Below are 19,406 nucleotides of genomic sequence, written 5' to 3'. Positions count from 1 at the left end.
TATACAGGAATGTTTAGAGAAAAAGGGGCCTATGAACCGGAACCCTGTGATGCCAATTCCGATTCCGATTGCAACCATGAACGAGACTTCCCTGCCTCCATATCCCAAGAAGTTTGTTAGCGAAATGGTCTTTCGTAGAAAAAAAAGACCTCATGCCGCGCCGCGCACGAAGTCCCGGTAACGGGGGTTCCCCCGCCTTATGTCTCAAGTATCTCCCGCCTGCCTGGCCCGCCGGGCCTGCTGCACCCGTTTGCGCGCTGCGTGACGGTCAAGAACCTGCAGCTTATTCAGAATGTTCGACACGTGGTTGGCGACGGTCTTCGCGCTTACGCCCAGATAGTCGGCAATCTCCGCATTCGTCTCCCCGCCGGCGATCCGCTCGAGAATCTCCGCCTCCCGCCGGGTCAGCTCCGCGAACGCCGGATCGTCCGCCAGCCCGGGCTTGCCGGAACCGGCCGCCGGCGGCGATTCCGCGTTAGAATTCGCAGAGAGCGGGCTCTCCGGAGCGTGCGAGGAGAAGAAGTGCATCATGCGCTCCGCGATTCCCGTGCCGAAGACGGCCCGTCCGCTCCCTACCATGCGGATCGCCTGCAGCAGCTCCTCCTCGTCCGCGTCCTTCAGCACGTAGCCCTTCGCCCCGACCCGCATCGCGGTGAACACCGACTGGTCGTCCCGGAACATCGTCAGAACGAGCACCTCCGTCTCCGGGAGCCGCTCCTTGATCGCCCGGGTCGCTTCGATGCCGTTCATGCCGGGCATGCGAATATCCATCAGGACCAAGGCCGGCCGCAGCTCTTCGGCCAGCTTGACCGCCTCTTCCCCCGTCGCCGCTTCCCCGACGACCTCCAGATCGTCCGTCGTCGCGAGCAAGCCGCGAACGCCGGCGCGGAACATCGGATGATCCTCGGCAATGACGATTCTCATGGTCATCGTCCCTCCCCTCCCTGTCCGGCCTTCGTCAGCCTTCCTGCAAAGGCAGCACCGCCCACACCCGCGTCCCGCCCGCTTCCGGCCATTCGATTCCCCAATCGCCGCCGATCTCGGCGGCCCGCTCCCGCATGGACAGCGTCCCGATGCCGCCGGCCGGGCCGGGGCCCTCCCCGAGCTTGGCCGCGCCGATGCCGTCGTCGACGACCTCGATCCGCAGCCGCTTCTCGCCGTCGAGAGCCAGGCTCACCCGGCAGACCGCGGCCTTCGCGTGCTTGACGACGTTCACCATTGACTCGGTCGCGATCCGGTAGGCGGCCACTTCGACGGCGGCCCGCAGCGCGGGAAGGGTCTCCGGGGCGTCCATCTCGAAGAGGGGGGGCTTCCCGCCACCGTCGTCTCCTTCGTCTCCGTCGTCTCCGTCGCCACCGTCGTCCCCCTCGTTCCCCGCCAAGCGGGCCGGCTTCGCCAGCTCCTCCATGCGGGCGCGGATCGCTCCGATCAAACCCAGCTGATCGAGCGCCGGCGGACGAAGATCATGGACGAGCGACCGGATGTCCTGAACGGCCTCGCGAATCGTCTGGCGCAATTCGTCCAGCATCTCGACCGCGGCCGCCGGATCCTTCTCCACGTGCTTGCGGGCGATCGCCGCGTTGATCGCCAGCGCGGCCAGCCTCGGCGCGAGGTCGTCGTGCAGGTTGTTGCGGATGCGCCGGCGCTCCTCTTCCCGGGCGAGCACCAGCTTCTCGCGCGATTCCTGCAGATCCTCGGCCAACCGTCTCATGCCCTGCAGCATATCGGCATTATGGACGAGAGGTCCGGCATGACGCAGCATAACCTCCAGAAATTTATGATCCTCCGCCGAGAACGCCTCCCCGGCCGACCGGACGGCCGCGTACAGCATGCCTTGCGTTTTGCCGCGGTAGATGATCGGGTAGCCCTGAAGCTCGACGTCCTGCCTGTCCTGCCTGCCCTGCCTGCGCTCCCCGGCTTCGGCGATGACCGTCTCCCGGCCTTCGACGAGAATCGCGATGCCCGCGTACGGCAGGCGCAGAGCCTCCTTCACCTGGCGGGCGATCGCTTCCAGCATCGCGTGCGGCGCGATAGGCTGCATCAGCTGGCTGCCCAATTCGAGCAGGACCGCGTAGGGATCGTCGTGCCGGCCCTTCATCAGCCGGTTCACTTGGCGCTGCAGCCATTCCTTCATCGGAGCGAACACCGCGGCCACGAGCCCCGTCGCGATCAGCGAGACGACGAATCGATTCAAGCCGCCGAGCAGCGCGCCCAGATAATACACCACGGCGGTGTACAGCAGGACGACGCAGACGGTGAGGGCTCCGTAGAGAAGCGTCCTCTGGACGAGCGGATTGATATCCCACAGGCGGCGCCTCAGCACGGCGAGCGTCAGCGTGACCGGAATGGCCGAGAGGAAGAGGTGCAGCGCCGCGTTCAGCAGGATGAAGTTGGACACGGTCCCGTAGACGGCCGGATTGAAGAGCAGGCTGATCGCGACGAACCCGATGAAGCTGACGGCCACGCCGTACACGACCCACTTCGTCTGCTGGCGCTGCTCGGGCGTCGAGATCCGTCTGAACCGGTACACCTGGGCGTAGATCAGGAGAACCGTCGACGACAGGAACCACGCGAACCGAAGGAACTCCGGCAGCTGCAGCCGATCCCAAACGTTGCCCCCGAGGAAGAAGTTCGCCGCATCGACGAGCACGATGATCCCCAAGGCATAGCGGGACCAAGCGGGGACGAACGAACCGTTCGGGAAAAGCAGGCAAAACAGCGAGATCGATATCCACCCGATCGCCGAGACCCCGAGGAACCAATAGCGCTCGAACGCCAAGTTCTCCGACGCCACGACGACCAGAGACGGGAACGAAGTCCCGAAGGCGGCCATCGCGAGCGCGGCGGTCAGCGCCATCCGTTCCCGCGCGCCCTTCCATAGCAAGATGACCGCCGCCGCATAGAAGACCGCCGTGAACGCGCAGTCGACCGCGACGAGAATAAGAGCTGCCGCCCGAAGCGACAACCCTTCCGTATCCAGGACCAAGGCCGGTACGGACACGCCGCAGCCGCTCGGGATGCATTGCGTCAGCAGCCGGTCATAGTAGGCCGGAATGCAATTGATATACAGCGCGGCCGTGACGGCGAAGAAGAGGCCGACGAGCAGCTGGTACCCTCTCGTTTTATCCATGACCCTATTATAATAACGGCCCGGCGTCGCTGGATATGCGGGAGCGAACATTTCCCGATGTTCTCCCGAATTTCCCGGTTTTCCCGGCTGCCGCTCGTCGCCATCTTCCCGCCCTGCCGGGTATTCCATGCTCTATTGTCCGCTCGCGGGAGCTCTTATGATGAGAAGCAAGCGGCGATGGCCGACAATCATGACGGAGGGATTCGAAAAAAATGAACGATTTAAGATGGGTAAGATGGCTTGGAATGATCGTGTTGCTCGCGGGGATCGCGAGAATGGGCATGACCCCGGCGGCTTATGTCTGGGGGACGGACAGCGCGCAGGAGCTGACGTTCGGCTACGTCGCGTGCATCCTCATGTCGTTCTGCTCGATCGTTCTCTATCAGGTGCAGGCGAGAGAATCGGGCGTGCTCGGATTCGTCAGCGTGTTGGGCATTCTCATCGGCAACATCTTCACGACGGCCTTGCTCTTCACGACATTCATCATGGACCCGTCGGCGCCCGAGCCGGACAGTCTGGCAGCGGCGATCTCCGGCATGGGCAGCATGATCGCGCTGACGGGCGGAACGCTGCTGTTCGCTATCGTGACCTACCGGGCCAACGTATTCCCGCGCTGGGTGTTCTACCTGCACGTGCTCATGCTCCTCAGCGCGGTCATCCCGTTCGAGGACAACAAGCTGTTCGCCCTGTTCTGGGGACTCACGTACGTCGGCATGGGCTATTGCATCTGGACCGGCAAGCTGAATTCGCGTTCGGCGGCCGGGCTGGGGACGTCGGTTGGGGCTTAGTTGCAAAAAAAACGGCGGCAGGCGCCTGTCGGCAGCCTGCCGCCGTCTTCCGTTCAGGGCGTAGATACGTAGGTCTCCCCGCCCTCTTCCTTGATCTCGTACCGATGATCGAACGAGGCTTCCTGAATATACCCGTACGCCCAATAGGTCGCCGGAACGTCCGTCCACTTCCGCGGCGCGCCGGCCAGAGAACCGCGTCCCAGCAGCCGATCCAGCATCGCGACCGCTTCGGCGCGGGTCAAGTTGCCGTTCGGCCGGAACGTGCCGTCCTCGTAGCCCTTCACGATCCCCGCCGCCGACGTCTTCCGGATGGAGGTCTCCGCCCAGATTCCCGCCGCGTCCGGGAAGACGGCCGCGCTCGGCTCATCGGTCAGCAGCCGGGAGATCGCGCTCGCCATCTCCGCGCGGGTGATCGGAGCGTCGGGCTTGAAGCTGCCGTCGCCGTATCCGCTCATGAGGCCCGTCTTGGCGGCTTGGACGATGGCATCCCGAGCCCAGTAGCCTTCCGCGACGTCCGTATAGGAGCGCGGCGCATACGACTCCTCCCGGACGACGGCCCGGGTCAGCAGCGCCGCCATCTCTGCGCGGGTGATGGGGCGTTCCGGTCCGAAGGTCCCGTCGGGATTGCCTAATACGTAGGCTTTATGCTCCGGGGCCTGTCCTATTTTCAAAATCGTGAACGTGCTGAACCGGTCGACGGCGACGCGTACGCCCGGCCGGCCCCCTTGGTCAAAGTCCTCGATCTTCCCGTCGGCCAGCTCCTTCGTTCCGTCGCCATGCTCGACGAACGCGGCCGGCTTCTCCCGCGACTTGTCGAGCTTCCGCGTCTCTTCCAGAGGCAAGATCAGCTGGGCTTCCGCGCCCGACAAGTTCGACTCGATTACGATCGGACGGCCGAGCGCTTCAACGCTTCCGCCCTTCGTGGCTTCGAGCGTCAGCGGATCCGTTAAAGCCCGCCGCTCGGTCGCCTTGCGTTCGTCCTCCTGCTGGACCGGCGCGATCCGGAAGCTCAAGTCTTCCGTCAGCCCTCGAAGCGAGGCGGCCGGAAGGTAAACTCGAGCATCGTTCGTAACGATCTCCATGTTCGTGCCGCTGCCGGACAGCAGGTCGGTTACGGTCTTCGGGAATACGAGGCTCCATTCCTTGGTCAACCCGTTGTCGTCCGGGAACACGACCTTGGCGAAGTCCGAACCGAGCGCCTTAAGCTTGTCGAGCGCTTGAGTCCATGGATAATCGGTGAAAGTTACCTTGTCCTTATACAGCCCGTCGACATCGATCGTTCGTTGAACAACGGCCGTCTCGACGACGGAACCGCCCTTGCCGTCCGCGATCTGGACCTGGATCGTACGATCGGGAGTCTCCGTCGGGCTCGATGCCCGGCGCAGCGCGATCGTCGCCGCGATAGCCGTCGGCGAGGCGTTCCCCGCCCGGTCGATCAGCTCCATGGAGACGGTCTTGGCGCCGTTGCCGGACGAGAGGGTCCACTTCCTCGCCGCGGAAGCGGCCTCCCAATCGGACCAGGTCAGTCCGTCGTTCGAGAAGCGCATTCGGACGCCGCCGGAGCCCGCGCCGTCGCTGCTCGTCAGTTGCAACGAGACCGCGGCCGAGCTTGTCGCCGCCGCTCCCCCGTTAATGGTCATGGTGCCCGTCGGAGCCGTCTTGTCGAAGTTCACGCCGCTGCCGTCCGTCGTGGCCGTCACTTGCGCTCCCGGCGTCCCCGCGCCGTCTTCGAAATCGATGGCGAACGGCACCGCCCCTTCGGTCTCGCTTCCGTCGAACGTATAGGAGGCGCTGTACCCGTTACCCCCCGTTGCGGTTACGGCTGCCGGCCGCCCGGCGATCGTGACGGTCGGCAGACTGCCTAGAGCCGTATTCGAAGCGAAGGCGAGGGTCGCCTTGTCTCCGGGCTTGGCCCACCCGGCGGCCGGATTATCGCTTGCCAGGCGAACCTCCGTCAAGGTCGGCAGGACAACCGTGCCGCTCGGAGTGGCGCTCGCCTCCGCGGAAGGCAATCCGTCTCTCGCGGCGCTGCGGGCCGTCACCACGAAGAAGTAGGTCGTCCCGTTCGTCAGCCCGGTCACCGTATGGCTCGTCCCCGCCACCTCGATGGGCGGCGTATCGCCATACGCGCCCGACTCGGTTCGCATATAGATTCTATAGGACGTCGCTCCGGCTACTCCGTCCCAAGTCAGCTTCGCTTGACGATCCCCGGGTACGGCCTTCAGGTTGGCCGGCTGCGCCAACGGGTTCGCGATCCATCGGGCGTATACCGTCAGGTCTCCCGTGACGACGGTCGATGCCAAGAAGACCGGTCCGCTGCCGTCCGGCGCCGCCGCCCACCCGGCGAACGTATACCCGTCACGGGTCGGAGCCGTGGGCAGCGCGCCTGCCGCGGAGCCGTAATTCACCGTCATCGAGGTTGGATTCGCCTCGGTGTCGCCGCCGTTCTTATCGAACGTCACCGTATAAGGGATGGGCGTCCACCCGGCATACAGCGTCGTATCCCCGTTAATCGGAGTCGCGAAGTCGAACGGAACCGTCAGGGCCTCGTCCGCGAACCAACCGCCGAAGGTATGCCCCGTTCTCGCCGGATCGCCCGGCTCCGTCGCGGCGTCTCCGGGATCCAGGTTCTGCGGGCTTACGGGCGTTCCTCCGTTGCTCTGGAAGGTGACTTTGTAGAACGGGACCAGCTTCCGGACGACGCTGTTGAACGGATCCGATACGAACAGATTCCCGTTGCCGTCGAAGGTCATGAAGCCTGGACCCGACAACTGAGCAGCGGTCGCTTCGCCTCCGTCTCCGGAATACCCTCTTGTCGTTCCGGCTACGGTACGGATCGTTCCCGACGCATCCACCTTGCGGACGTGGTCGGCTTCCGAGATGTACATATTCCCGTTATCGTCGAACGCGACATCGAGAGGCGCGCTCAATCGAGCCGAGGTCGCGGGGCCTCCGTCGCCCGAGTAGCCGCCGGCGGCGGTTCCCGCTACCGTGCTGATAACCTCCGTCGCTACATCCAATTTTCGAATGACGTTGTTGCCCATATCTGCGATATACAGATTGCCGTCGCTATCGAAGGCCATGCCGTACGGATTCCATAATTGAACCGAGGTTGCGGGCCCGCCGGGTCCCGAATAGCCGTATGTTCCGGTGCCCGCAACCGTATCGATGATTCCTGTCGCCGCGTCGACCCGTCGAATGACGCTGCTGACGGATTCGCTGATGTACAAATTCCCGTCCGCGTCGACGGCGACCTGGGACGGATAGTTCAATTCGGCCGAGGTCGCCGGTCCTCCATCGCCCGAACTTCTGGCCGCTCCGGTTCCGGCTACTACGGTTACGGTCCCGGAAGGAGTCCTCTTCAGGATATTCAGTCCGCCGCTATTGGCGATGTACAAATTCCCGCTGTCGTCGAAGGCGATTCCCTGCGGCCAGTACATTCCCGGAACGGACACCGAGCTGATCCGGCCTGAAGGGTCCACTACGCGCAGAACGCTATTGTTGCGGTCCGCGATGTAAATATTCCCCCCGCCGTCGACGGCGACGCCGTATGGAGCCGCCAACTTGGCGGAGGTCGCCGGCCCTCCGTCCCCGCCGTATCCCAGCGTGCCGCTGCCGGCCGCCGTGCTGATGTAGTAGTTGTTCGCGTCCGCGGAAGCGCGGCCGATCCACCCGCCCGGCGCGAAGGGCATCCCGCCCGTAACCCCCAGCAGCACCGCCAGCAGCGCGAGCGCGACTTGCCTCCAGCGGAACCCGTAACCCCGTCTCTTCATAATCCCCCACCCGATAGACATGATATGGTCAAGCGCCGTCCCGTTCCCGGCTCTCTGTCTCCGACACTGGACGTATTTGTAAAAGATTCGATGAAAAATTCGGAAAATCCTCTATTTTTGAGCGATCATTCGACAAAATTCCGCAAGCTCGGGACCTTCGGCAGCTGCAATCATGCGGAACTTGTCTTGGAGCAAGTGTAGAAAAAAGAAGCCGATCAACCCGGGAGTTCCGGGGCAATCGGCTTCTTCTCGATTCCTTCCTCTTCGTTCGGCGTTACCCGTTGAAAATCTGCATCCAATGCTCCGCGTCCTTTAGCGGCTCGAACCCGAATGGGGCGTACAGCCCCTGGGCGTCTTCGGTCACAAGCAGGAAGCGCCGCAGCCCTTGCAGATCCGGATGGTCGACGATCTGCCGCATCATCCGCTTGGACAAGCCCTGGCCGCGGTACTCGGCGACGACGAAGACGTCCGTCAAGTAAGCGAACGTAGCGCGGTCCGAGACGACCCGGGCGAACCCGGCCATCCGACCGTCCGCCGACGAATCGTACGCCCCGACCACGACGGCCGAATGGGCGACCGCCCGCTCGAACGCTTCGAAGGTCAGCTCCTTCGCCCAGTACATATGCTCATGCAGGTACCGGTAGGCGTAGGCGAGGTCCAGCCGGTTCCGTTCCGTCGACAGCACGATGCGATCCGCGTTCCCTCCGTCCCGGCTCATAGCCAAGCTCCGTCCTCCGGAATGGCGACCCTGCCCAGAAGCTTCTCCGCCTCGAGCCTCGTCCGCAGAACGTCACGCGTCGCGCGGCAGTGATTGATCGCGTCCATGTGGACCGCGACAATCTTCGTATACGGCGCATACCGGGCCGCTTCGATCACGTCGTCTTCGTCCATCGTAATCGCGTCGCCGACGGAGAACCGCGCCCCGCCCGCGTTGACGATCGTCACGTCGGGCTTATGGGCGTCCAGCGCGATTCGGACATCCTCGCACCAGATCGTATCCCCCGCGATATAAACCGTAGGCTCATCCTCCGCCTGCAGCACGAAGCCGGACACCGGCCCCATCCTCTCGCCGATCTCGCCCGTTCCGTGTTGGCCGCCCGTGCGGTGAATCGTGATGCCCCGGAACGTCGCGGAATCCTCGATCTCCGTTATATCCGTAAATCCGGAAGAACCGATGCTGTCCTTGTCCCCCGGCTGGCAGAAGAGGGCCGCCGGCTTCGGCAGCGCCCGCGCCGCCGCTTCGTCCCAATGGTCGGGATGAAGATGCGTCACGAGGACGGCGTCCGGCCGAAGCCAAGCCGCCAGCTCCCCGGGCAGCGGAACGAGCGGATTGCGCCGGTCGTTGTCGGAGTTCGATACCGGGGGATTCGCCCCTTGATCGCTGAACATCGGGTCGACGAGAAGGGTCGAACCCGCGTATTGGAGCCATAGCGTCGCATGGCGAACGAGCTGGATTTTCATATCGATCACGCCCCCGCTTCATTGGATTGCGAATCTGTTACAATATCGATATTATCATCCAACCGCGCGCGGGAACCATTCTCCGATGAACGCATTCGCGCGCATTCACTTTCACGATGAAAGGCGTGTTGCCCTGATGCCCTCCTCCCAGACGATCGACGATATCGACAAGCGGATTCTGCAAGCTCTCTTGGACAACGCCCTGCTCACCCACAAGGAGATCGGGCAGCTCGTCCATCTCACCGGCCAGGCGGTCGGCGCGCGGGTGCGCAAGCTGCAAGACCTCGGCGTCATCGACGGCTATACGCTGCGTTGGAATCCGGTCTCCATCGGGCTGAACGTTCATGCCTTCCTGACCGTCTTCATGAATTCGAATGAAGCCCACCGGGCCTTCCAGGCCTTCGTCGAGTCGAACGAGGCCGTGACGGAGGCGCACCGCGTCGGCGGCGAAGGCTGCTATTGGCTGCGCGTCCGGGTCGGCGACAGCTCCGAGCTGAACAAGCTGCTCGACGAAGTGCTGAAGTTCGGCAATTACAAGCTGAGCCTGTCCATCGAGCAGATCAAGTAGCCGAGACGACCCTCGTCCATTCGTCCGCCAATTCGTCCGCCAATTCCTCCTCCATTCCGGCACCCTCGGCCTCCATTCCCGGCAACCTCGACCTCGCCCGCCGAAGCCCGCTCAATCCGGCCTAAGATTGCAGCGGGCATTTAAGTTCCATTAAAGCTTCCCGTTCTAAGATACCTTCAGGGCCCGCCGCGGCACGACAACCTGAAGGAGTGATCCCTATGCCCCGCCCGCGCAAGAAGACCGTCATTCTCTCCGCGATAGCCGCGGTTCTCCTCGTCATCGGCGCGATCGTCTACCGGCTCGCCGACCGCTATCTGATCGAGCATGTCGAAGCCGTCGTCGCTCCCATCCATACCGCCCCGGCCACGAGCGCCGGTTCGAATTCGTCCTCCTCCTCGAACTCCGCGTCAAACACCGATTCGAGCTCCGATTCGAACCCGAATTCGAATTCATATTCGGGCTCTAGCGCGAACTCCTCTACGGCCCAGGCGCAATCCGACGATTGGAACTACGAGGACGCCAACGAGACGATCCATATCGAGAAGGTCCAGACCGGCACCGGAGCCGACACGATCACCTATTACGTCGCCGACGTGACGTTCAAGGGCGCGACGAACCTGTTCGCCGCCTTCGCCAAGAACGAGTTCGGCACGAACATCGTCCAGGACACCTCGGCCATCGCGGCCGCGAACAACGCCGTATTCGCGATCAACGGCGATTATTACGGCTTCCGCAGCGACGGCGTCGTCATCCGCAACGGCACCGTCTACCGGGACGAGCCGGCCCGCGACGGACTGGCCCTTCTCGATGACGGCACTCTGAAAACCTACGACGAGGAGTCGACTTCTTCCGACGAGCTGCTCGAAGAGGGCGTCACGAATACGTGGTCCTTCGGACCGATCCTCGTGAAGGACGGCGAGATCGCCGGCGATTTCGACAGCGTGAAGATCGACACGAACTTCGGCAACCGCTCGATTCAGAGCGCCAATCCCCGCACCGGCATCGGGATGATCGCGCCGCACCGCTTCGTGTTCGTCGTGGTCGACGGGCGAAGCTCCGGCTACAGCCGCGGCATGACGCTGACCGAGTTCGCGAACCTGTTCAAGGAGCTCGGAGCGGCCGAAGCGTACAATCTCGACGGCGGCGGCTCGTCCACCATGTACTTCAAGGGCCGGGTTGTGAACGATCCGCTGGGCAAGGGCAACGAGCGCGGCGTCAGCGACATCATCTACATCCCCCAATCCTGAGGAAGGAGGCTCGATACTCATGACTATCCTCATCCCCTCCTACGAGCCGGACGAACGGCTGCTCTCGCTCATCCGCGATCTTAAGGAGGTCAGCGACGCGCCGATCCTCATCGTGGACGACGGCAGCGGCGAAGCGTACCGCGGCATCTTCGAATCCGCGAAGGAGGCGGGCTGCACCGTGCTGACGCATCCGGTCAATCAAGGCAAGGGCCGCGCGTTGAAAACAGGGTTCGACTACGTCCGGAAGCACGGAGACCCGGACGGGGTCGTCTGCGCCGACAGCGACGGACAGCATCTGCCGAATGACATTATGCGAATATCGAACGCCGTCGTCGAGAACCGCCGTCGAATCGTACTCGGCAGCCGGCAGTTCACCGGCAACGTTCCGCTGCGCAGCCGGTTCGGGAATTCCGCCACTCGGATGGTATACGCCGCGGCGACGGGGACGGCGGTGCAGGACACGCAGACCGGGCTTCGGGGGTATTCCTCCGACATGCTGGATTGGTTAAGCCGCGTGCCGGGCGAGCGCTTCGAGTACGAGATGAACATGCTGCTCGAAGCTCCGGCGGCAGGGTACGAGATTGTGGAGGTGCCGATCGACACGGTCTATCTGGAAGGCAATCAATCCTCGCATTTCCGGCCGCTCGCCGATTCCGCCCGCATCTATTGGCCGTTCCTGAAGTTCTGCGCGTCCTCCGGCTTCGCGGCGGCGCTGGACTTCGTTCTGCTGCTCCTGCTTCAATGGGCGACCTCGAATCTGCTCCTGTCCGTCGTCGGAGCGCGGATATGCAGCTCCATCGTCAACTACTCCGTCAACCGCCGCCTCGTGTTCGCCCGCGACGGAGAATCGGCCGTCCGGCGGTCGATGCCCCGCTACTTCACGCTCGTCCTGCTGATCCTGCTGCTCAATTACGCCGTTCTGCGTCTCCTGCACGAGACGGCCGGATTGCCCCTGGCGGCGGCGAAGATCGTGACGGAGGCGGCCCTGTTCGCCGTCAGCTACGCCGCGCAGCGCAAATTCGTGTACTGAGCGGCCTCGCATGGCACGGCGCCCGCATTCGCAACATAGCGATAGATTCGCGCAACAAACCGGGGAATCCGTTCGCCTATAATGAAGGCGACACCTTATTCCGTTGAATGACGAGGAGGCCCCGCCCCGCTATGAACTGGCAATCGGCTATCGAACAGACCGTCCGCACGACGACCGACAACATCGCCCGCTTCGGGGACCGGTTCCCGATCGTAAGCGAAGGAAGCGCAAGCTACCGGCTCGAAAACCATACGTCCTGGACGGAAGGCTTCTGGACCGGCATCCTGTGGCTCACCTACGAGTACAACCGGGATCCGTTCGTCCGCGAAGCGGCTGCCAAGAGCGTCGACTCGTTCAAGCGCCGATTGGACGAGGACCGCCACCTGGATCACCACGACATCGGCTTCCTGTATTCCCTCTCCGCGAAGGCGCAATGGATCTTGGAGAAGGACGAAGAAGCGAAGGCGCTCGCCCTGCGGGCGGCCGACCGGCTGATGAAGCGCTGGAGAGAGGAGTCGCAGCTGTTCCAGGCCTGGGGACCCGAAGGGGACCCCGACAACGGCGGCCGCATCATCATCGACTGCCTCATGAACCTCCCGCTTCTCTGCTGGGCGACCGAGCAGACCGGCAATCCGGCTTACGCCGCGAGAGCGCGAATTCACGCCGAGAAAAGCCGCCGGTTCCTCGTCCGGGGAGACGATTCCTCCTACCATACCTTCTACTTCGACCAGCAGACGGGCGACGCCGTTCGCGGAGGCACGCACCAAGGCTACCGGGACGGCTCCACCTGGACGCGCGGGCAGGCGTGGGGCATCTACGGCTTCGCGCTCGCCTACCGGTACTTCCGCGATCCCGCGTTCCTGGAAGCGTCCAAGCGGCTGGCCCGCTACTTCGTCGCGCATCTGCCGGAGGACCACGTCGCCTACTGGGACTTCGACGTTCCGCAGATCGAGGGCACGCCCCGGGACAGCTCCGCTTCGGCCATCGCCGCTTGCGGCATGCTGGAGCTCGCCGGCCATCTGCCGGAAGGCGATCCGGACCGGGAGCCGCTGCTTCTCGCGGTCCGGCAATCGATGGAATCGCTGACGAGCCGCTACTTCACCGCCGGGGACGCCGCCGAGGAAGGCTTCCTCCGCCACGGCTCCTACTCGGTGCGGGGCGGAGCCTCTCCGGACGACTTCGTCATCTGGGGAGATTACTTCTACCTCGAAGCTCTGCTGCGGCTTCACCAAGACTCGCCGGGGTATTGGTACGAACGTTGAATTTTCTAGGTATACTGTCGATGCAGAAGCAAGAAGCTCCGCCTATGTGGCCGGAGCTTCTTGGCGTTATAATAGAGGGAACACGATAGACGCGGAGGAGCGCATGGCGGCCATGACCGACAAGACGAAGGGCGGCTTCGAGCCCGGTTCGTTCCTGTTCAACTACAGGCAGATCAGCACGGAATCGTATTGGCACCATGCCCACCGGGGAATCGAGATGCTCTACATCTACGAAGGCCATGGCGAGATCCGCGTCGACAACCGGACCTACCCGATCGGGAACGATTCGCTCGTCTGGTTCCAGCCCTACCAAGTGCACCGCGTCGCCGTCCCGTTCGAGCCGGGCCGTTCCTATATTCGCACCAACCTGACGCTGGACCCGGCGTACTTGGAGCCTTACCTCGCCCCTTTCCCGGGGTTGGGGCGTTTTTTCCGCCATCTGTGGAAGGGGAATCTAAGGGAGCCGTTCGTCCCCTCCGCGCGGGACACGCCCATCCGCGATCTGCTGGAGCGGATTCATGCGGCGCTGAACGACTCTTCCCCGGGCCGGGACGAAGACGTCGGGCTTCTGCTTCTCAACCTGATCCGGCAGCTGCGGGAGCATCCGTTCCGGGACGAAGCCGACGCCGCGGCTGGCGCCGCCCCTATGAATCGCGCCCGCTCGCACGCGGAGCGGATCACCGAGTGGCTGGACCTTCACTACAAGCGTCCGTTCAAGCTGGAGGAGCTGGCGGAGAGCCTGCACCTGTCCCCTTACCACGTCTCGCACGTGTTCAAGAAGTCCGCCGGCATGACGCTGTCCGAATACTTGATCCGGCGCCGCGTCCGGGAGGCTTGCGCGCTGCTCGCCAACACGTCCAAGTCCGTCCAGGAGATCGCTTCGGAGGTCGGGGGGCTCTCGACGTCGTACTTCTGCCAGATGTTCCGCAAAGCGAAGGGCCTGTCGCCGGAGCAATATCGGCAGAGCATCCGCTGAGAGGGCGAGAGGCCGGGGGCTCGTACGGATTTGGCCGCAAGAAGGCGTCTTGCTTGAATGATGCATGGAAAACCGAAATCATCTGCGTTCGTTTCCTTTGCCGATTCGAACCCATTGCGCGGCAAAAGCGTCCGGACGCCATCGTCCGGACGCTTTGCTTTTTCGTATCGCATTCCGGGTTACTTCGGTTCGACCTCGTCGATCGTCAGGCTGTACTCGAGGTCGTTCATATACGAGCCGTCCGGCTTCAGGAACACAAGGCCGAGCTCGAGCGGCTCCTCCCCGGCGCGAACGACGACGATGAGCCGGTTGATTCCGCCGAGCAGGGCGATCCCGCTGCCGGGGGCCGGAACGGGCGCGCCGTTCAGGTACAGCTCGTACGGATAGTTGCCGGTCACGCGCAGCTTGCCGGTCCGGCCGGGTCCCGGGACATGGACGAAGCCGCTGAACAGCCAGGGCCGCCCTTGCGGCGCGGCGATCCGGAAGCGGCCGTCCTCCGGGCCGCGCTCCTTCTTGGTCATCCAGCCGTACAGGCCCTCGCCGAGGTTGTTGAGCGAGAATTCCGGGTCCGTGTAGTAGGCCGTCATCTCCTCCAGCGGGACATGCGGCGGGCAAGGGAGGGCCATGATCGCCTCGACGGCGTTCTCGGCGTCGCCCTTCGTCCCGGTCAGCGCGCCGTCGGCGAAGGAAGCGCCCAGGTTGCCGAGCAGCGCCGCATAGAGCCGGACGCTCTTGTCGCTGTCCGGATCGGGCAGCAGTTGCGAGCAGACGGCCGATCCCCGGCCGATCCCGGCTCGCAGAAGGAAGCGGCCGGGCTCCCGCGCCTTCCGGCGATTCAGCTCGACCAGCGCGAGCCGGCTGTACTCGGACGTATGCCCGCCGATGAAGTAGTCCTTCCAGGCGGTTCCTTCGACGCTGGCGCAGAGGGAATCCATCCCCTCCGCCTCCAAGCGATGGGCGGCCAGAACGCGGTTGACCGTGTCCCGCGGCGACAGGAACACCTTGTCGAAGCCGAACAGATCGACGGGGCTGAAGCCGCTCGTCTCCTCGAAGGCATAGTCGGCTTCGAGGTGGTACGTCTCGTGCGGAGCGACCCGGACTTCCCGGGCGAGCAGCCGGGCCAGCGCGGCTTCGTCGCCGGGCGCTGCCGGCAGCAGGACGACCCGGCCGCCGGCTTCCGCGAAGCGCCGCGCCGTCTCGGCCGCTCCCGGCTCCGCGAGCAGGCCGGCCTCGGCGACGAGCAGGCGGCGGCCCTCGAGCGCCTCGTCCGACAGCCGGCTCAGCGGGTCGCAGACCAGGGCCAGACGCGACAGAAGGCGATCGGCTTCGCCGCCCGGACTTACGTAGGTCGCGGTGCTCGCGACCTTCTCCGCGGCATTCGTGGCCTCCGCGTTCTTCACAGCTATTATGGGCTCCTCGGTTTTCCCTGTCTTCTCGGTCTTCTCGCTCTTCTCCGACCCCTCAATCGCCCGTCCCGCGTACGCCAACAAATTGCGCAGCAGAAGCATAGCTTGGGGGACCCGCTCCGCGCAGCTCATGATCTCCAGCTGGTTCGCGAGGAACATCCCCCTCTCGCCCCGGTATTCCAGCAGCGGCGTCCACAGGTCGCCGCCGTCCCCGAAGTCGCCGGCTCCGCATTCAAGGAGCATCCGGTACGAAGCCGACGCCGGCTTGAAGAAGGCCGCGCGAATGATCGGCTCCGGGCCGTTCTCGCCGCACTCCTCGTGCCAGTACATCAAGTCCTCGTCGCCGAAGCCAGCGAGCGCCGGATGCGAATAGCTGCCCGCGTGCGCTCTCCGGAAGCCGCGGCGGGAGAGGGCCAGCTTGCCCAGCGAGAGCTCCCGCTGTTCGAGCAGCAGCAGCCGGCCTCCCGCCGCCACGTAGCGCTTCAGGCCGCGCTCGAGGCTCCCGTCCGGGTCGGACCGGCCGCTTCCCACGATCAGGACGCCGTCCGCCGGCAGCGCGGGAATGTCCGCTTCCGCGACTCGCTCGCAAGCGGGCGCGAGGCGCCGGATCGTCTCGTAATCGGCGTCGCTTCCCGCGAAGGCGACCGGCCCTTCCATCGCGACCGGCTCGGACTTGCAGCGAGCCGCGGAATAGATCTTGTAGCCGGCGCGCAGCTCGTGCATCGGCTCGCCGTCATGGCGCAGGACGGCCGTAAGCTCCGCCGTCTCGGCAGCGCCCGCCGCGCATGCCGCCCGTTCCGGCGTCCAGCGCAGCGTCACGGTCCGCCGCTCCGCGGGCTCCTGCCGGAAGCGGAAGGTCTCCTCATGCACGATCCGGTCCCCTTGCCGGATTCGGCATTCGACCTCGACGTCGCGCGCCCGCAGCGTGTCGTTGTAGACGTCGAAGCGGCGGACGACCGGGCCGTCGTCGAAGAAGGAGCGGTTGTACTCCGCCGGAAGGATCGTCGCCGGCTTGAACGCGGCCGCCATGACCGCGAACGCCGGATTCGGCCGATAGGCGGGATACTCCTCCGGCAGCAGCCCGTTGTTCAGCGTCAGCGAGTAAGCCGGAATTTGGTCCGGCCGGACGCCGGGCGCGGACGGAACCTCCTTTTCCCAATCGAGTTGGATCGTCTCGTCCGGCATCGCCCGCATGAAGTAGTGGGCGAAGTTGAACGTGGAGATGCCGGAGACGCCCTGCCGCCGGGCGTATTCCACGAACAGCCGCTCCTTCTCCGCGAGGCCGAGCGCGCTCTCGTCGGTGCCGCGATAGGCGGAGAGGCCGAGGTACGGGCTCGCGTTCTGCGGGCAGATGTACCACCAGCCGCCATGCTCGCCGAAGACGAGCGGAACCGAGCGGTCCCACTGGGCGATCGTGCCGTCGATGTTATAATGCCGGCTCTCCACCTCCGTCCGCTCCTTCGGAAGCAGCCGGTTGTCCCCCTCCGCGATGATCGGCCGGGTCGGATCGATCTCCTTCATCATCGCCATCCAGCCCGGCATGAACCGCTTGAAGCCGTCCCGGCCGTCCACCCAGCGCATCTCGTTCTGGAGGCTCCATAGAATGACCGACGGATGGTTTCTGTCGCGACGGAGAAGCCGCCGGATATGCGCTTCGCAGTTGGCAAGGTAGTCGGGGTGGTCGGCCTGCATCGTTTTGCCCGATCCGTAGATGGCCGTCTCGTCCACGATAAGCATGCCTTCCTCGTCCGCGATGTCGAGATAGCGCGTCGGATAAGGCTCCGCGTGCAGCCGCACGCAGTTGATGCCGACCTCCCGGCACATCCGGTACCAGTTGCGAACGTAGGCGTCCGTCATCTGGATGCCGCCCTGGAAGTGCCAGGAGTCTCCGCGCAGATTGATCGGAACGCCGTTCAGCACGAACCGGGGGCCTTCGGTCCAGAACTCCCGGAAGCCGAACGTCTCCGTCCGGACGTCGAACGGCTCCCCGCCCGCCGTCCGCAGCGCGATCTCCGCCTCGTAAAGGAACGGATCGTCCGGGCTCCACAGTCTGGCGTCCTTCCAATCCAAGCGGAACTGCGCCTGATACGCACGAATGCCGGCCGGGTCGTTCTCGCAAAGGTTCGGCTTCGCCTCGCCGAGCCGGACCTTCGCCTCGGCGCGCAGAACGGGAGCGCTTCCCGGCCCGCTCCCCCCGCTCCCCCGTTCTCGCACGCACAGCGTCGCCGTCAGCGCAGGCATGCCGTTTTCCGACGGGGATCCCGCAGCCTCCATCGCCCCCATTGCCTCAATCGCCTCGATCGCCGCGTCGACCTCCAGAGTCCCGTGCCGGAACGAAGTGCGAATGACGACGTCGGCCAAGGCGACCCGCGGATAGCTCTCCAGCCAGACGTCCTGCCAGATCCCCCGGCTAACATAGCTGAACCACGAGCCGGTGAGCCCGGTCGTCTTCTTCTGGCCCGAAGCGATCGTCACCTGGTCGAAGCTCCCGCAGACGACGTGCAGGTCGTGCTCGCCGCCGGGCGTCACCCGGTCCGTCACGTCCAGCCGAAGCGGCAAATAGCCGTCCTCCCAGACGGCCAGCTTCTCCCGGTCGAGATAAACGGCCGCCTTCTGCATCATGCCGTCGAGCCGCAGCACGATGCGCTGCCCGGCCATCTCCGCCGGCACCCGGAAGCTTCGGTGCAGCACGCCCGCGTCCGCGGCCTTCCACTCCTCCGGGTATCCGTGGAGATCCATCGGGGCGTAGCCGTGCTCCGGAATCTCGCCGAACAGCTTCCCCTGCCCGTTGACGAACGAGCTCCGCCAGCTCGAAGGCACCCGAACCTTGCGCGTCTCGTAGACGAGCCGTTCGGGCAGCTCGCGTCGGAGCGGCTCCTCGTACAGCGGCATGAAGTCCCATTCCCCGTTCAGGCACAGAGACGAACGGCATTGCAACGATGCGCGAACAGTTGTCATGCGGACCTCCCTTGGCTGCTCCGAGCCTCCAACGCCAGCGGCAGCTTCCGCCAGATCTCTTCCCCCGCAGGCGCGTCCGGCCACTTCGCGAAGTGCGGGTCCATGGCCGCCTGCCAGTCGTCCGGCCGAAGCTTCGTCTTCAGCTTCCCTTCGTATGGCGCCGCCTCCAGCGTCGCGGGCAGCTCGGAATAGAAGAACAGCACGTTCTCGTGAAGCCCGATGATGCCGTACTTGTCGCCGTCGCCCGGACGCTCCTCCTGGTACTGGTAGTGATAATATACGTAGCTGGCGATCTCTTCCGGCTTCAGGACGGCGATTCGGCCGTACGGCACGCGGTCCGGGCGGCGGCGAGCCCAATGCTCGTCGGAGACGGGGCGCTGATAGTGGAAAATATCCGTCATCGGCGCCCAACGCCTCGGCCGCCCTCCTCCCGGCCAAGCGGCCAGCCGCTCGCCCGCCTCGGCGAACAGCGAGTCCGGATCGACGAACGCTTCGCCTCCGCACTCGTAATAAAGGAACCATTCGTCCCCGTGGGCGAAGACGCTCACGTTCTCCGCCGGCAGCCGGTCCGGCCAGCCTTCGGCCGACCTCTTCATCGCCTCCAGGCAGGCTTCCGGCTTCCAGCCCTCCCGGCACTGCGCTCGATACATGTACCGCTTCATAGCTACCTCCGTACTTTGTGCATTTAAAGCGATCCTCCCCGCACGGGAGAGGATCGCCGTCATCTTTCAAACCGCAGGCGCGTGAGAAAGAGGCGCCTTGGAGCGGATCGTTCTTCCGATCTAAAAACTTTCCGACGGAAAGTTG

14 protein-coding genes are annotated in these 19,406 nt (G+C 64.5%); 7 read left to right on the top strand and 7 right to left on the bottom strand.

Annotated elements, in window-relative coordinates; genetic code table 11:
* A partial coding sequence (locus H7B90_RS32565) for a hypothetical protein (RefSeq protein WP_221482076.1) occupies nucleotides 1-181 on the top strand: 181 nt, incomplete at its 5' end.
* A gap of 23 nt (nucleotides 182-204) precedes the next feature.
* Here H7B90_RS32565 and H7B90_RS17215 read toward each other — a convergent pair.
* Together H7B90_RS17215 and H7B90_RS17210 are read right to left on the bottom strand one after the other, a co-directional pair.
* On the bottom strand, nucleotides 205-924 hold the full coding sequence (locus H7B90_RS17215) for a response regulator transcription factor (protein ID WP_260411087.1): 720 nt from the start codon (nucleotides 922-924) through the stop codon (nucleotides 205-207).
* A gap of 34 nt (nucleotides 925-958) precedes the next feature.
* Complete coding sequence (locus H7B90_RS17210) at nucleotides 959-3,181, bottom strand: GAF domain-containing sensor histidine kinase (RefSeq protein WP_185137129.1); 2,223 nt, start codon at nucleotides 3,179-3,181, stop codon at nucleotides 959-961.
* A 161-nt stretch (nucleotides 3,182-3,342) separates the two neighbouring features.
* Here H7B90_RS17210 and H7B90_RS17205 point away from each other — a divergent pair, with 161 nt between their 5' ends.
* Complete coding sequence (locus H7B90_RS17205) at nucleotides 3,343-3,918, top strand: hypothetical protein (protein ID WP_185137128.1); 576 nt, start codon at nucleotides 3,343-3,345, stop codon at nucleotides 3,916-3,918.
* Between the two features lie 53 nt (nucleotides 3,919-3,971).
* On the opposite strand, the gene H7B90_RS17200 is transcribed toward H7B90_RS17205, so the two are convergent.
* From H7B90_RS17200 to H7B90_RS17190, 3 genes are all read right to left on the bottom strand, one after another.
* Nucleotides 3,972-7,691 (bottom strand): S-layer homology domain-containing protein, encoded by a 3,720-nt coding sequence (locus tag H7B90_RS17200; protein WP_185137127.1) that lies wholly within the window; start codon nucleotides 7,689-7,691, stop codon nucleotides 3,972-3,974.
* Nucleotides 7,692-7,965: 274 nt separating this feature from the next.
* Entirely contained in the window at nucleotides 7,966-8,409 is a 444-nt protein-coding gene (locus tag H7B90_RS17195) for a GNAT family N-acetyltransferase (protein ID WP_185137134.1), read from the bottom strand.
* On the bottom strand, nucleotides 8,406-9,152 hold the full coding sequence (locus H7B90_RS17190; RefSeq protein ID WP_185137133.1) for an MBL fold metallo-hydrolase: 747 nt from the start codon (nucleotides 9,150-9,152) through the stop codon (nucleotides 8,406-8,408). Before H7B90_RS17190 ends, H7B90_RS17195 begins: the two co-directional genes overlap by 4 nt.
* A 136-nt stretch (nucleotides 9,153-9,288) precedes the next feature.
* Here H7B90_RS17190 and H7B90_RS17185 point away from each other — a divergent pair, with 136 nt between their 5' ends.
* The 5 genes from H7B90_RS17185 (at nucleotide 9,289) to H7B90_RS17165 (ending at nucleotide 14,235) form a co-directional block, all read left to right on the top strand.
* Nucleotides 9,289-9,720: an Lrp/AsnC family transcriptional regulator gene (locus H7B90_RS17185; protein WP_185137126.1), complete on the top strand. Its 432-nt coding sequence runs from the start codon at nucleotides 9,289-9,291 to the stop codon at nucleotides 9,718-9,720.
* Nucleotides 9,721-9,938: 218 nt separating this feature from the next.
* On the top strand, nucleotides 9,939-10,967 hold the full coding sequence (locus tag H7B90_RS17180; protein WP_185137125.1) for a phosphodiester glycosidase family protein: 1,029 nt from the start codon (nucleotides 9,939-9,941) through the stop codon (nucleotides 10,965-10,967).
* Between the two features lie 19 nt (nucleotides 10,968-10,986).
* Nucleotides 10,987-11,997 (top strand): bifunctional glycosyltransferase family 2/GtrA family protein, encoded by a 1,011-nt coding sequence (locus H7B90_RS17175; RefSeq protein WP_185137124.1) that lies wholly within the window; start codon nucleotides 10,987-10,989, stop codon nucleotides 11,995-11,997.
* A gap of 131 nt (nucleotides 11,998-12,128) precedes the next feature.
* The gene (locus tag H7B90_RS17170) at nucleotides 12,129-13,259 is read left to right on the top strand and encodes a glycoside hydrolase family 88 protein (protein ID WP_185137123.1); all 1,131 of its coding nucleotides are present in this window, start codon (nucleotides 12,129-12,131) and stop codon (nucleotides 13,257-13,259) included.
* Nucleotides 13,260-13,362: 103 nt separating this feature from the next.
* A complete protein-coding gene (locus H7B90_RS17165) occupies nucleotides 13,363-14,235 on the top strand; it encodes a helix-turn-helix transcriptional regulator (RefSeq protein WP_185137122.1) in 873 nt (290 codons plus the stop codon).
* 179 nt (nucleotides 14,236-14,414) lie between these two features.
* Here H7B90_RS17165 and H7B90_RS17160 read toward each other — a convergent pair whose 3' ends face one another.
* Both H7B90_RS17160 and H7B90_RS17155 read right to left on the bottom strand, forming a co-directional pair.
* Nucleotides 14,415-18,599 carry a glycoside hydrolase family 2 protein gene (locus H7B90_RS17160; RefSeq protein ID WP_185137121.1) on the bottom strand — a complete coding sequence of 1,395 codons (4,185 nt, stop codon included), beginning with the start codon at nucleotides 18,597-18,599 and terminating at the stop codon, nucleotides 14,415-14,417.
* Nucleotides 18,596-19,261, bottom strand: coding sequence for a hypothetical protein (locus tag H7B90_RS17155; RefSeq protein WP_260411086.1), 666 nt, complete (start codon nucleotides 19,259-19,261; stop codon nucleotides 18,596-18,598). Before H7B90_RS17155 ends, H7B90_RS17160 begins: the two co-directional genes overlap by 4 nt.
* Between the last annotated feature and the right edge of the window lie 145 nt (nucleotides 19,262-19,406).

Origin of the sequence: Cohnella xylanilytica (assembly GCF_014212175.1) — a bacterium.
Lineage (GTDB): Bacteria > Bacillota > Bacilli > Paenibacillales > Paenibacillaceae > Cohnella > Cohnella xylanilytica.
Note: the sequence above shows the minus strand (reverse complement) of the source record. Positions and strands in the feature narration are given on the sequence as shown.